We start from the raw sequence: 13,100 nt of genomic DNA on the forward strand, positions 1-13,100 counted from the left end.
AATACAATCAAATCTCAAATTAGCAGCGATTCAGAGGTCGACAAGCAACATCAACTACGAGGTATCAAATGTGACAATACAGCTCTGATCTCAGCTCGTATCTAAAGGATTTGCTTGTTTTTCGAAAAAAGTGCAAAGATCATCAGTAAAAAATTCTACCGAAGTGATCTTTTCAGTCATTTTTCAGTCTTCTTATATTGCCAGATCAATCTTGGAGCTCTAGCCTTTTTACAGAGTTGCAAAAGCCCATCCACGCAAATGAAATTAAGTGAGTTAGACGTCCATCACTCAGCAACAGTCGTTGGCGTCAGCAGTGACGGAAGTGACTTGAGCAATTCCTTCAAGGATCGTCTGGAAGCAATGGGAATAAGGAAGGGTAGAACGGTACGAGTCATGCGCAAGGCTCCTGGTGGTGATCCCTACGAAGTAAGAGTTGGCAGCACCACTGAAATTGCTATACGAAAGTCTGAGGCGGCTCTGGTTGAAATCACAGATGTCTCAGACACCAAAAAATCATGACCCTGTCCCTTCATTCTTTTTCAACTAGTTCTAAAACTTCATCATGATCACCGCAGAAACTGGTAAAACAATCCAGGCAAAAAACGAACTACCAAGGATCGTTTTTATAGGTCAACCCAATACAGGTAAATCAACTTTCTTCAATCGCGTCACAAACGCGACTGCAGGAGTCGCTAACTGGCCTGGCTTGACGGTTGATTTCATGCAGGCGAAAGTTGAACGCGATGGAAAAACCGTCGAATTTGTCGACTTGCCAGGAATCTACGATCTCGATGGATTCACAGAGGATGAAAAAGTTGTTCAGGATTTTTTACAGCAATACAATTTCGATTTAATCGTTTGCGTTGTTAATGCATCTCAGATTGATAGACAAATACTTATTCCACTGCAACTCAAAAAACTTGGTATTCCGAGTTTGGTTGCACTCAATATGGCAGACGAGGTCAAACGCTTTGGGGTGAAAATCAATACTCAGAAGCTTTCTCAGCACCTTGGAATGCCTGTCTTTACGATCAGTGCAAAATACGGCGCAGGCTGCAGTCTGGCCATCGATGGAATCTGGAATACTGTTAATGACATCAAAGATTCATATAAGGTATCCGAACTCGTTGAATTCTGCCGAGAGAATAAGATCAGCGATGAAGAAATCCAAGAATCTCTAGATCAAGGCATTGAAATGCCACCGGAAAATCTGGTGACATTTACGAATCGCATGGATGCAGTGCTTCTGCATCCGATTTTCGGTTTGCCAATCTTTTTCCTGACCATGTTGGCCCTCTTCCTATTTATCTGGAACGTGGGCATGCCAGCACAGGATCCGGTTGGGGACTTCACGGATTGGTTCCAAGCAACTGTCTTAGAGCCAGGGTTGAGCTTTCTCCCTGAGATCGTTAAAGATTTTGTAATCAATGGACCTTATACAGGATTCGCTTCGTTGCTCGGCTTTGTGCCACTTGTTGCCTTCTTCTTTGTTGTGATGACTGCTCTCGAAGACAGTGGTTATCTCTCAAGAGCTGCATATCTGATGGACAACATCATGCGTAAGGCAGGTCTTGACGGCCGTGGATTCGTAATGCAGCTGTTCGGATTCGGCTGTAATGTTCCTGCGATCATGGGAACAAGAACAATTCGTTCACGCAGTCAGAGATTGCTTTCAATTCTTGTTATTCCATTCGCATTATGTTCTGCAAGACTACAAGTTTTTGTATTTTTCCTGGGAATCATCCTGCCCAGCTATTTGGGTGCTGTTGCCCTGTGGCTGCTCTACATCATCAGCTTTGTCGTGGCATTTGTAATGGCGATGATTTTTAATGCTAGTGGACAGTTCAAGTCAAAAGATCCGTTTGTCATTGAATTGCCCCCCTACAGAACTCCAACATTCAAACAAGTAGCATTGAATGTGTGGAGTGAAATGAAGACGTTCGTTCAGAAACTTTCTGTCTTCATGATTATTGGTACGACGATCACTTGGTTCCTTACTAATTATCCTGGTGGATCCGAAGGATTGAATACCTACGCAGGACAAATCGGAACCTTCTTCCAACCCTTGATGGCTCCTTTGGGCATCAATCCGTTGTTGACTGTTTCACTAATCATTGGCTTCGTCGCCAAGGAAGTTCAATTGGCTGCTGTTGCCACAATGTATGGATTGAGTGAAGGAAGTGATGCACTCAAATCAACACTGGGAGGTGCTATCAATTTCCGGCAAGGTTTCAGTTACTGTCTTTTCAGCCTTCTGTACGTTCCATGCCTAACGACTGTTGCAACCATTTGGGGTGAGACAAAATCAGCCAGATTCACCCTATTTTCTGTTGCTGTATCAATGGTCGTTGCCTGGGTTGTTGCTTTTGGATTCTATCAGATATACGGTTTGATCTTCACTTCTTAAATCCAATAAACTACAAACTCGATGGTAATTCCATGAATTACCATCGAGATTTTTTGTTGTCTGGTTTGCATCATGACATTGAAAACCACAGACTGGATACAATTATTGAAAAACACCAATATCGGCTAACTGTTAAAAGCGAAACGAAAACATTTATTGAAAGGAATTTGATTCAAATATCTTCTTACTCATTGCTTACTATGAAATGAGTGGCCAATATCTTGGAAAGTATTAAATTCTATTCAATCAAAGCAATGATGATTTAATCATGCAGCTCTATGTTCCAGTGGTGTGAAGTCCCAACCTATTGGAGTTGAGGAGATATTTTTTTCTTGGTGTGCCTGATAAAGCTCTTCAATCTCAATGCAAGCTTTGTCATAGGCATACCAACCCATCATGCGCCTTGAATGTGCTCGACCTCTTTTATCAACAGACTGATCCACCGTAACACCATTGGTTTCAGCGCTCTCAAAAGCGCTTAAAAGAGGAATTTGAGAGTTTAAAACATGAATACCAAAACCTTCAAGGATTTCAATGGCAGACTCTGCTGAAGATTTTTTTCGTGAATCAACCTTAACCAACAAAGCAGCATAAGGAATACGATAATTATTTAACAACGTCGACATTTCAACAGTTAATTCTATTGAGCGACTCTGAGGTGTCGTAGGCAGGACAATAATATCAGAGCCTTCAACAAGATTTTTAAGTTCTTCTTCGTTGCTGCTTGCTTGACCATCTGTCACAACAATATCCGCACCTCTAGCTGCTTTAGCTGCTGCTTCAATCGGAATCACTGGGTAGGGAAGCAATTCACGTGCTCCATAAGCAGTTGCCGATCGATTTCTGTCCGCGTCAATCAAAGCAACTTTTTTTTGTTGGTGGGCCCAGATGGCAGCAAAATGAACGCTCGTACATGTTTTTGCAACTCCTCCTTTCTGACCGAAAACAGTGATAAACATTGTTTGGAAGAAATTTTTAACATCATTACGTCAACAAGTAAGATGTCAAGTGCTTTTAAGCTCCATGTCATGGGCGAAAGATGACGTCGAATCAGCTGTTACTGCATGAGTCACAGGAGAAAAGAGGATCTACAAGATCACAAATCAAACATTTACTTGATCAAGATGGGCCAAAAGGAGCCAAAGTGCGTGATCGGAACTTACCGAAAGCTCAACCAGGCAAGCCCAAGATTGATAGCAATCAACAAGCTGTTCAGAGGTCTTGCATCTTGATTGACTTGGAATTGCTCATCCGTACATGTGATGCTCTACTCGAGAGAGATCATTGAAAGAATCCCAACGCCAATAAAAAACGGGGCGGTATCCCTATCGCCCCGACTGAGAACAAATGTCTGGGGCAAGGACTCCAGACACGACAATTATCACGAATAATGAGGGACTACTGTGGATCCACTGGTCTATCCGATGGATTCATCAGTCAATCGTGCCATCACTCACTCCTCCTGAGTTCAGCGAGAATCAGTCCATAACAAAAGGCAGCCACCAACAGCAGATGACATGAGCCTTTGCTTGAAATGCCTGACCAGTGCAAAACCAATGCACGATCTGAGCCCAGTGGCAGGAACCTGAGAATGATCAAACAGTCACGGCTCGTTGCATGAAATCACACGTGATCATCACTGCTTCTGGCCAGATTGTTCTCTATGAACGAAAATTCAAACGAAACTCTGCCTCAACAAGAGGACGTTGAAAGCTTCACCGCTTGGATGAAACGCAACCGGCTCGACAGTGGTCAGCCGTGGTTGTTTTATGGCGAAGATGAGTTGTTCGAAGATGTGATCTAAGCAAAATTAGTCTGAAAATATTTAATAAAAAATTTAACGAATTGACTGAATAGCAAGCTCTGAACTTACCAATCTTCATCGCCATCCAGCTTCTCTTAGTTTACACCTAAAGCACAAACAAACAAACAAACAAACAAACAAAAACTCAATTCATCCGATCGAGAAGCAGCCAATTGGCAATATGACAAAAACCAGTGTCCATCATTTTTACAGCGATTAATGATTTACAGCATAAGAATGGCATGACTAAGCAACTTGATTTTCTCCAGAAATGGCTTGACTCACTAGCCCGGGAGAAACATTTCCCGTGTTGGAATCAAGAAACCACTGATCGAGCTCTATAAATTGAATCATCTCAAAAATCTCATTCACAGACGACAGGTCTTGTTGCATAAATTCCATAACCACTCTGATTTTTGCATAAACCTCGATCTCTGATCCGCAAAAATATCGGACAGGGCCTTGAACACCCCGGCTAATGTATTGGTTGAGGAATCTTTCAAGGCTGTCTTTCTCGTATCCATCCGCAATCGAACTCTTTAGCTCAATACATTTTATTGTGAAATAACTAACTAATTCATCGGACATGGATCAAAAATATTTGCACCACGCTAGTGGTCTTGATTCTGCCTCTGCGGACAACCATATACACCAGGCATCTACTTAAAGCACCATGAGCAGGCCTGACTGGCCAGAAGGAAAACCCGATGTTTAGATAAAAAGAGTCCTATTCTCTAGAAAAACTTTCAAACAAATTTTTCGGTCTGGCATGGGAAGCAGCAGCAGCCGGCATGTTGCGTTTAGGCAAGGAGCCTGAAACAGCAGGCGTTGATGCAATCACCACTGCATTGATCCTGCAGGACACTTACGCCTCCATCCATTCAGAGATCATCCATCGGAGGGCTCTCGAGTGACCGCGACTTTCGATGATCTGATGCTGCGCTTGCAGCTGATGCCCGAAGAGCAGCGGATTTCACTGGTGCAGCAGCATGTCACTGCATTCACGGAATTCGACCCTGTCATAGGTCAACAACTGGAGGAGCAGGTTGCTGAGAGAAGAGCAATCGAAGAGTCCAAGAAAAAGCTGCTGAGGAGTCGCAGCAGCGCATTTGACCGGCTACGAGTTACAGAAAAAGCAGCCAAAAAGCAAGTGAGTGCAGTTTTTCGACAGCCGCGAATTGAGACCAACAAAACTGACAGAGAGAAAAGAAAAGCAGGGGCGCTACGTAGGCGCAATCTCCTGGAAGCATGCAAGCAATTAAGGGCTGAATTGCAACCATTGCGCACGGCAATGAGGTCGCTCAGCGCACGTCAGCGCCGAATTTTCAGGCGCAAGGCAAACCGAGAAACAGTCATCAATCAGAAGGTTCAAGTGTTCCAAGAAGCCCAGCCGATCACTGATGAAATCCCGATTCCACCGCTGGAGTTGGAGGAAAGCACAGCGCCGGCCGCTGCAGTTAATGAGGAAAAAAGGGAGTCCCCCCAATGTCTCAACCACCAGCTGTCAGTGAAGAGCTGCAGCCACGAAAAACGAGCACCGGGTGGTAGTTGTATGCCGCGGGGGATCAGCACCAATCTTGATGCTCTGGTATCGCTGGTCATTGCCTGGGACCTCGAGGAACCCGAGCCGCCGGAGGGGTTTCCGCGGGAGTTCTGCGAGCGACTGCTGCTGCAGATCCGATCAGAGGTTGATGCTCCAACAGAACTCAATGCGCTGATTGCTGAGATGCAGACAGAAGAGTCAACCGTTGTGCAGCCGAGGGATCCCCCAATTCAGGTCGCTCCTGATGCCGAGCCTGGTTGGGAACAGGTGGAGGTCGCAGCTGATGTGGACTCCGGGGTGATCCGATGGGCCAATCCAAACCTGGTCACCCATGACCCCGAAATGTTGAACGCTCCTTCTTGTGGCCAAAGGGGAGTACTACAACGGATGCTCACCATGCCAAGAATGATTAGAAATGATGCAAGGTCAGGGACCATTTCCCGTGTTGCGTGGTTTAGGTGACCTTGGGGGGCAAACGATCCTGGCCCCTTTTCTAATGACTGACGCAGACTGGTAATCAAAGACGAGTAGTTTTACGGATGTGTTTACCGACACAGCCTGGTACAAGCATTCAAGGTCAAAGGCCACCAGGAGTTGGTCCACACGGCCTTCAGGGCCCCAAATGGGGCCCTCCTTTATGGGAGCAGACGCAGAACTAGGAGATACCCTCTGAGTCGATTCTTTGATTTGTATTGCCCGGCGGATTTTTCGTTCTTGAGACCGCTTAGAAATTAGGCAGACCCGAGGAACACCTGCCCTTCTGGAGAGGACAGAGTTCTCATGGGTAGGAGGGGGCAGAAATGCCCCCTCCTTTATGGGAGCTCATCACCCCTGTGATTCCCGAACTCGGATGAGTCGCTAATGAAGGTTGGGTAAACCGTCAGTTTTGAACTCTCGCCACCCAACTCTCTGTTTCTACTGTCACACAGTTGCATTGATGAAGGATGTGACAGCTCGGGGCAGGAGGTGATAGTCCCTGCCTTTTTTCTAATCACATCACTGCAACCATGCTCTATCAGTTGATTGCATCCACGAGGCTAGCAGTGTTCATCAGCATCACTAACAGTGAGCAATAAGCAACGCAGTAGCGTATTCTAAAACACCTAAGTTATGTAATGATTTTCATGTCCATGTTGAATAACGCGATTGAATGACTCAACTTCAAAGGAGGACTGTGGATTTACCTAAACTCACTTTGAGTAAGCGTGACGCCAGGTTACTTGAAGATTGGTGGAAAATAAGAGTCAGAGACTTGCTTTTGAACAAGCGATTCCAGGATGCTGATGCGCTTTCTCGAGAGTTTGATGTTCTCGAAACCAGTACCTAGCGAGAAATACTCATCGCCGAGACCGATTCCCAGTAAACCCGCATAAGTGCAGAAGATTGCGAAAGCAAAGGCTAAAGCCAACACTAAGACAGCCATGATCAGAGATGGTTCGAGGGCTCATTGAGGCGAAGCCACGAACTACCTGCCAGCAGCAAGTCACTGTTGAATGCAAGCCAAAACCTGATCGGCTTTCTGCTCGCCAAATCGGAGTCATTGCTTAATCGACTTTTTATTGCCGATCAGCAGACCTGCAGCACCACCCTTGAGCAGCGATTAGCTGAGTTAGCGAAATCGCAGCAAGCAGAACAACTGAAAGAATCACAGCATCGAAATGTTTGTTGCTTGAGGACTCAGCAACTGGACCTTGCTGTTATCTGGCGCTGCCTCTCAAGCCCGATGTAGTCCGTGGATACGTTCCAAGCAAGACTTAAGACACTGGCAATGTCATGACAGCAGTTCAAGTGTTGCCCGTCTATTGGATATGCATCGTGGCTGCCGTCGACTCGTTTGCCTGCGCTGCTGCTTTATGTGTCAACAGAGTTCCCAGCCTAAGAAGGTTGACCGCAGCCGAAGCTGGGTGCTCATGGATTTGGGGATGATGACTGGCCACAAACAAGCTCACAGAAGCGAAGGCGAGAGAGTCGATATTGCTTAGAATGAAGCTCACTCGAAGATTCCAAACACCTGTTAGATAGTGCCCTTCCGGTAAGCGCTTCGGTGGCCAATCCAATTGCCAGACCAAGCATCGCAGCACGACCGTTGAGCTTTTCACTAAAGACCTTGGTCGAATCGGGTGTGAAGTTGTCGGAAGCTTTAGGCATGGAAGACAAGAATGACATAAATATTAACTAATGTAAAGGTGTTGCCGCGATCTTTGCGGATAGCAAGCGCACGAACCTGACTGACCAGCGCTGAATACAAATCTGTGCCAACAGATGGTCTTCAACGTTTGCTCGTGTGCCCCTGACTCGAATTTCTCTCAGCCTTCCCGCAAGCAAGGTGTGTCAGCCGGACTCCAGAATTCAAACAATTGTACTCCCAGGTTCAGGGTGTTTGAGTCAAGAAACCATTTCGGTTCGCAGGTCCAGACAAAAATGAAGCCAATGATGGACTCATTCCATCATCGCTGTTGAGATGTTGATCAAGACAATCGGAAACACATTCATGATCATTAATTGAACATTCTGAAATACATGCGAAATAGCTCTCGAGCGCCTCCCAGCTTTCTGCAAGAGGCTTCTGATCACATTCAGCTTTTAAATAATCCATATCAGACCTAGAAGTAGATAGTCCATAAGACGCATCACTAAATAAAGTCAAGCCTGCTGTTTCAATGTGTAAATCACTTAGGTATAATTCTCTGACAAAAAATACTCAACAATTTGCGCTCAGACACTCCCATGAAGTTGCATGAGTGTGTTCTGCAAACACTGGCTGTATAAAAGGATCCGACTTCGTCAAATCGATACACTGTCCATATACATAGCCCAAAGGCTGAGGAAAATTAACCCTGCCGCAACTTCTGAGCAGTCACTGACTGGGACCCGGGCACTTTCGGTTGTCATTTATCAGGACGCAAAGGTGCGGTCAGTGCCTAATGTTATGAGGCTTTGACCGCACTAACTCAGCCAGCCACAGCCGAAATGCTGAAGGGAGCTGCAGGAGAAGTGGTCGGCATTGGATCGGCTTTTCCTTCTGCCAAGGCTTTAGCGCGGAGATACATCTGGCTTGATGTCGCCCCGGCGGCTTCCATTGCTTTGGCAATGGTGTCCCAGTTGCGGATCTCGGTGGTCATTGAAGTGAATTGATTGCAGTCATTATTTTCGTCATTGACATCAATGGGTTGTCATAGTGATAACCGGCATGCAACCGAGCACGCAAAACTAGTCGTTTGTTGTTAATCGCGAGAAGGTTGGAAGCAGTTCCCAGGCACCTGTACGTGGAAAATGGGCCCGACGGCCACGGCAACAGTGTGAAACTTGTCAATATTGAGTCCCGTTTCAGTTTTGAGTCACAGCGCTCGACGCCATTCTTGTGGCTCAGTCTGACGGAGCAGGCAAGCCCGGGGATGTCAGCGATACTGCATTACCGGGTAAGTCCGCTGCGCTGTGTTCATCCAGTCTGATTTTGGGAGAAATTTGCCATTCGCCTTCATGCGGCAGCCGCAGTGCGACTTGACGAGTCTGGCGTGCCCGAAGCCAAGACCATTGGATCTAGCGCAAGCCTCCAAAAGTACATCAATCTTGTACATTTCCTGAAGCTTTTTCTTCAAGATTGCAGTTATTTAGCGCTTTTTGAGCGATTTTTTGCCTGCATGACATGCAGCGGTTCAGGAGTTCGAGTCTCCATGGCTCCACTGAGTGAATCTCTGTCGCTAACAGTAGTTTTTATTATTTGCAAAAAGGCATCACCGCTGAGGGGTGAATTTGCGGCGTGATTTCATCTCGGATTTGCCTAGTTGTTGATCTTTAAATCATTCTAGAACTGTTTCAATGTTTCATAGAATTGCGGTTGTCAATATTTATTTAGTCGGTGCAATAGCATTGCCAAAAGAAATAAAAATGACCTGTGGCTATCAACAAAGGCAGCATCGTATGCACTGAGCATCTCAATGTGTACGCTTAAGCGAAAGCATGATTGTTCGGAAGCCTTTTTGAAAAATGGTAAGCACTGGAGCGCTGGGTCGACATCTAATTCGCCATTGCCTTGGTGTGTCGAACAATGTCGTCAGGAGCTAAACTGACGTGGGATGTATGACTGCGAGCAAAAGTCTCCATCAGGAGGTAATTGTGAATTCAGATGAGGAGTAATCCACCTTTCAAAAAGCGATGGAGCAGACCAGAAGCTGTGTCCTCATGCATTCACCACTTTTCTCGTTCTCGCAAGAGCACAAGCCAAAAGAATAGAGCCCTGGCCGGGGCTCTGAAGCAGAAAAAGACCTCTTGGTCGAACGTTAGGCAACAATGCCTTCGTTCTTGAAGCAGTTGCTGAGGTTCGCTCCGGTGACATCAGCTTATTCATCAATGGCAGAGGCCGTTGGTGGGATAACGGTGATGAGTGGTCTGCTGGTGGTGGTCTGAAGTGGATCTTCTAGCCCACTCTTGAGCAATATCGTTCCCTTGGAAAAGTCAGTTTGATCTTTCTATTGGAGGCAGTAGTGCTTATTCCCCATCAGCGTGTTCAGGGGCATTGGTGAATGTGTGTAGAGTTGAAGTTCCGCCGCATGGTTTGAAGAGCAGCGTGAACGCGCAGAGATGCTGTCTAAAATTAATGGTCACCCTTATTTCACCGCAGGGCCAGACACTAGAGCGATTGCGCTGTTGGCAATAGCCGATGGCTTCAGGAGCTTGCTCGCGTACTGCTGCGCAGCTGGTGGCGAGATGGTGATCCTTACAGGCGGGTCTGGGCAGACTGAGCGTTGAGTCATCAATGGTTTATGGCGGATGTGTGGGGCGAACACTTGGACGTCAGCCGCGCCATTAAAATTATCGGTGAATTCGACGTACCGAGGGTTTCACCCGGCTGGGTGCTGCGCTGCACCTGCTGCAACGGGATCTGATTCTTATTTCACTGGCTGAGGACGAGAAGCCTATTTCACCAGCCGTAGGAGTCAAACTGGCAGAAACCTTACAATTACTTGGCTAGTGGTGCGGGTACATGTTCGGAACAAAGAATTGTTCGTTAATGGGAGGGCGTGCATAATCACCCTTTTTGGGTCTGGGAGGGAGCTTGATCCCAGGTGGAGTCATGTCTTCCCATGGCACCTTACTGAGTACATGGCGAAGACAATTGAGTCTGGCTCTCCTCTTATCATCTGCTTCAACAGTGAACCAGGGAGCCTCAGGGATATTTGTTCGCGTAAACATTTCATCCTTTGCTCTTGAAAAATCCACCCAACGATTACGCGCCTCAAGATCCATCGGACTCAACTTCCAACGGCGTGTGGGATCATCAATACGTGACTGAAAACGCATTTCCTGTTCGGTGTCGCTGACAGAGAACCAATACTTGAGAACAAGAATGCCGCTGCGCACCAGCATCCGCTCAAATTCAGGAGCATCATCAAGAAACTGTTCAACCTGTTCAGGGCTACAGAAGCCCATCACACGCTCAACACCGGCTCGGTTGTACCAGCTTCGATCGAATACAACAATCTCACCAGCAGCAGGAAAATGTTCCACATAGCGCTGGAAATACCACTGGCTTTTTTGGCGCTCCGTTGGTGTTCCCAATGCCACAACCCTGCAACCTCTTGGATTCAGTGGTTCGGTCAATCGTTTGATCGTGCCGCCTTTTCCAGCAGCATCACGCCCTTCAAAGAGAACGATCATCCGATAGCCGGTTTCACGAATCCAGTACTGCATTCTGACCAGATCAGTCTGCAGGCGGATCAATTCAGCCTCATAAAGCTTCTTGTTCAGCCTCTTAATCTTTTGATGTTGATCTTCCATGAGATCGCCAAGCAGCTCTGATGGACTGTCAATGTCCTGTGCGCTGCCACCAAGGCTTGCAAGAGCAACTTCAGAAGCGCGGCCTGACCGACTTTTGTCCTTGGCTTGATCGTGTTTTTTTGCCTTGCTCTTGTCCTTGTTGCCCATGCTCTGAACAAATCCGTTCCTATTGGTGGCAGCAGACGTGACTAGCTCACCAACAGCTCCGGTTTTTCTCAGATTTCAGCTCGCCAGTGACGTGGACTGACCATCTGGCAAAGGCAGGCTGAAACGGATCGCAAACCTGCCTAGATCAGTGCCTGAATCGGTATCGGCGCGATGGATGCACTCAAGCCTGCCGCCATGCAGACGGGCGACATGAGACACAATGGCCAGCCCTAGACCGCAATGGCCCTGCTGACCGCGTGATGAATCAAGGCGGTGAAAGGGCTGCAAAGCCTCCTCCCATTGCTGGGCAGGCATACCTTTACCTTGATCCCAGACATCGATACAGCAGCGTTCATTTTCGATATGCAAACGCAGAGTGACAGGGGCCACTCCATAGGAGAAAGCGTTATCAATCAGGTTGGCGATTGCACGACCGAGGGCAACGGGTTTGACCGAAACGGACAGCGGAGCTAGATCAAGACGCAATTGATCTGCAGGATGGCTGCTGGCCACCTCCGCCAGCAATTGGTCCAGGGGAACTTGAACCGATGTTTCACTGTCACCACCGCCGGCAAACAGCAAAAACTGTCCAGTGATTCTCTCCAGAGATTGAAGATCACCAGCACAACGCTCCCGCTCATCTGCTGAGAGCTGTGGCATGGACAGACGGAACTGAAGACGGGTGATCGGTGCTCTCAGATCATGCGCGATCCCGGCAAGCATGGTGGCCCGCTCTCGACGATTGGCAGCCAGCCTCTCCACCATGGCGTTGAAGCGCTGAGTGAGGCGCTGGACCTCAGGAGCTCCACGAGCCGCGACAGCATCAGGGTCCTCGCCTTCACCGACTCGGGAAAGCGCTTTCTCTAACCCGCGCAGAGGTGCCTCCACCTCCACCAGCAGAAACAACCCACCACAGATGATGCCAGCGCCCACCAGGGAAAGTCCGAGCAGTGTTGGTTCCGGAGGCCAACGCATCATCGAGGGCACGTCCACACGCAGCCAGATGGGCTCCAGAGGGGAAATCAGTTCGATCCAGACGCTGCGTTCTCCGCGGGCAGCCCGGTCGGGCAAGACCATTGGACAATGGGAGAGTCGTTGACAAAGCTGAAGCTGCAACGCATCTGCCTGACGTTTGAAAGCCGCTGAAGGTGGCAGAGGTGCGGGTTTCGGGCGAACCGTGACCTCGAGATCAAGACCGCTCAGTTCAGCGACCAGATGAGGTGGATAACGCTCGAGTGCCAGCTCAGTGAGTCGCACGTTCAGGGCTAGCTCTCTGCCGAGCTGAATGGTTTGCAACTGCTCCAGTTGACGACCGAAAAGAGCCTGGAAGACCACCAGGCAAAAGGCCGAACTACCGAGGGCCAATCCTCCCCAACCCAGCAAAGCAGTGAAACGCTTCTTCCAAGGACGGGAAGGCATCG

10 protein-coding genes are annotated in these 13,100 nt (G+C 47.8%); 5 read left to right on the forward strand and 5 right to left on the reverse strand.

The window, feature by feature from the left end:
- Nucleotides 1–114 precede the first annotated feature (114 nt).
- Together SIB58_RS08110 and feoB are read left to right on the forward strand one after the other, a co-directional pair.
- Nucleotides 115–519 (forward strand): FeoA family protein, encoded by a 405-nt coding sequence (locus tag SIB58_RS08110; protein ID WP_156486511.1) that lies wholly within the window; start codon nt 115–117, stop codon nt 517–519.
- A 43-nt stretch (nt 520–562) separates the two neighbouring features.
- A complete protein-coding gene (gene feoB, locus SIB58_RS08115; protein ID WP_066905419.1) occupies nt 563–2,407 on the forward strand; it encodes a ferrous iron transport protein B in 1,845 nt (614 codons plus the stop codon).
- Nucleotides 2,408–2,673: 266 nt separating this feature from the next.
- On the opposite strand, the gene SIB58_RS08120 is transcribed toward feoB, so the two are convergent.
- On the reverse strand, nt 2,674–3,366 hold the full coding sequence (locus tag SIB58_RS08120; RefSeq protein WP_066905417.1) for a ParA family protein: 693 nt from the start codon (nt 3,364–3,366) through the stop codon (nt 2,674–2,676).
- 704 nt (nt 3,367–4,070) lie between these two features.
- Here SIB58_RS08120 and SIB58_RS08125 point away from each other — a divergent pair.
- Nucleotides 4,071–4,211 (forward strand): hypothetical protein, encoded by a 141-nt coding sequence (locus SIB58_RS08125; protein WP_156486510.1) that lies wholly within the window; start codon nt 4,071–4,073, stop codon nt 4,209–4,211.
- Between the two features lie 246 nt (nt 4,212–4,457).
- Here SIB58_RS08125 and SIB58_RS08130 read toward each other — a convergent pair whose 3' ends face one another.
- On the reverse strand, nt 4,458–4,799 hold the full coding sequence (locus SIB58_RS08130) for a hypothetical protein (RefSeq protein WP_067325372.1): 342 nt from the start codon (nt 4,797–4,799) through the stop codon (nt 4,458–4,460).
- 203 nt (nt 4,800–5,002) lie between these two features.
- Here SIB58_RS08130 and SIB58_RS08135 point away from each other — a divergent pair, with 203 nt between their 5' ends.
- Both SIB58_RS08135 and SIB58_RS08140 read left to right on the forward strand, forming a co-directional pair.
- Nucleotides 5,003–5,125 (forward strand): hypothetical protein, encoded by a 123-nt coding sequence (locus tag SIB58_RS08135; RefSeq protein WP_255359939.1) that lies wholly within the window; start codon nt 5,003–5,005, stop codon nt 5,123–5,125.
- Entirely contained in the window at nt 5,122–6,216 is a 1,095-nt protein-coding gene (locus SIB58_RS08140) for a hypothetical protein (RefSeq protein ID WP_067325369.1), read from the forward strand. The genes SIB58_RS08135 and SIB58_RS08140 overlap by 4 nt, the downstream gene beginning before the upstream one ends.
- A 2,489-nt stretch (nt 6,217–8,705) precedes the next feature.
- Here SIB58_RS08140 and SIB58_RS08145 read toward each other — a convergent pair.
- From SIB58_RS08145 to SIB58_RS08155, 3 genes are all read right to left on the reverse strand, one after another.
- On the reverse strand, nt 8,706–8,876 hold the full coding sequence (locus tag SIB58_RS08145; RefSeq protein ID WP_197461076.1) for a hypothetical protein: 171 nt from the start codon (nt 8,874–8,876) through the stop codon (nt 8,706–8,708).
- A gap of 1,846 nt (nt 8,877–10,722) precedes the next feature.
- Nucleotides 10,723–11,679, reverse strand: a complete 957-nt coding sequence (gene ppk2, locus SIB58_RS08150) for a polyphosphate kinase 2 (RefSeq protein WP_066905406.1) — start codon at nt 11,677–11,679, stop codon at nt 10,723–10,725.
- A gap of 75 nt (nt 11,680–11,754) precedes the next feature.
- Entirely contained in the window at nt 11,755–13,098 is a 1,344-nt protein-coding gene (locus tag SIB58_RS08155) for an ATP-binding protein (RefSeq protein ID WP_066905404.1), read from the reverse strand.
- Between the last annotated feature and the right edge of the window lie 2 nt (nt 13,099–13,100).

This window comes from Synechococcus sp. MIT S9504 (assembly GCF_047497135.1).
Taxonomy (GTDB): domain Bacteria; phylum Cyanobacteriota; class Cyanobacteriia; order PCC-6307; family Cyanobiaceae; genus Synechococcus_C.

Bases quoted from the DNA above. Each gene is read 5' to 3' on its own strand.
- feoB (WP_066905419.1), top strand. From the start codon at position 563: ATGATCACCGCAGAAACTGGTAAAACAATCCAGGCAAAAAACGAACTA.
- SIB58_RS08120 (WP_066905417.1), bottom strand. From the start codon at position 3,366: ATGTTTATCACTGTTTTCGGTCAGAAAGGAGGAGTTGCAAAAACATGT.
- SIB58_RS08125 (WP_156486510.1), top strand. From the start codon at position 4,071: ATGAACGAAAATTCAAACGAAACTCTGCCTCAACAAGAGGACGTTGAA.
- SIB58_RS08130 (WP_067325372.1), bottom strand. From the start codon at position 4,799: ATGTCCGATGAATTAGTTAGTTATTTCACAATAAAATGTATTGAGCTA.
- SIB58_RS08135 (WP_255359939.1), top strand. From the start codon at position 5,003: ATGTTGCGTTTAGGCAAGGAGCCTGAAACAGCAGGCGTTGATGCAATC.
- SIB58_RS08145 (WP_197461076.1), bottom strand. From the start codon at position 8,876: ATGACCACCGAGATCCGCAACTGGGACACCATTGCCAAAGCAATGGAA.
- ppk2 (WP_066905406.1), bottom strand. From the start codon at position 11,679: ATGGGCAACAAGGACAAGAGCAAGGCAAAAAAACACGATCAAGCCAAG.
- SIB58_RS08155 (WP_066905404.1), bottom strand. From the start codon at position 13,098: ATGCCTTCCCGTCCTTGGAAGAAGCGTTTCACTGCTTTGCTGGGTTGG.